Origin of the sequence: Hymenobacter coccineus (genome assembly GCF_001816125.1) — a bacterium.
Taxonomy (GTDB): domain Bacteria; phylum Bacteroidota; class Bacteroidia; order Cytophagales; family Hymenobacteraceae; genus Hymenobacter; species Hymenobacter coccineus.
The window spans coordinates 1-510 of sequence record NZ_MDZA01000293.1; the positions used below are offsets into that span (position 1 = coordinate 1).

Genomic DNA, 510 nt, shown 5'->3' on the forward strand with positions numbered 1-510 from the left:
AAAAAAAGTTCTGAAGCCCGTGCAGCGTCGCCACGCGGCTCAACACCTCCTCGACGCCTACCGCATCTCGGCTCGCCGGGCCTGCCGGGTGCTCCGCTTACAACGCGCCAGCTTCGCCTATCAAGCACACCGGCGGGATGATACTGTCCTGCGCCAGCGCTTGCGCGAACTGGCGCAAGTGCGGGTGCGCTACGGCAGTCAGCGCCTCTATATCCTATTGCGCCGCGGGGGCTGGCCGGATAACCACAAGCGCGTACACCGACTTTACTGCCCGGAGGGCTTGAACTTACGTAGCAAGCGCCCGCGACGTAATCGGGCCGCTGCCCGTCGGTTAGAACGCCTACCGCTGGGTCGGCTGCACCAGCGCTGGCGCAGGGATTTTGTCGCCGATAACCTCTTCGATGGCCGTAAAATCCGCGCCTTAACTGTGGTCGATAATTTTAGTCGCCAGTGCCTGGCCATTCACGTCGGCCAGTCGCTCAAGGGCGAAGACGTAGTAGCTGCGATGCA

At 62.4% G+C, this 510-nt stretch carries 1 protein-coding gene; it reads left to right on the top strand.

Annotation, left to right across the window (positions count from 1 at the left end; all coding sequences use genetic code 11):
- On the top strand, positions 1-510 hold a 510-nt coding region (locus BEN49_RS15460), incomplete at both ends, for an IS3 family transposase (protein ID WP_141765689.1).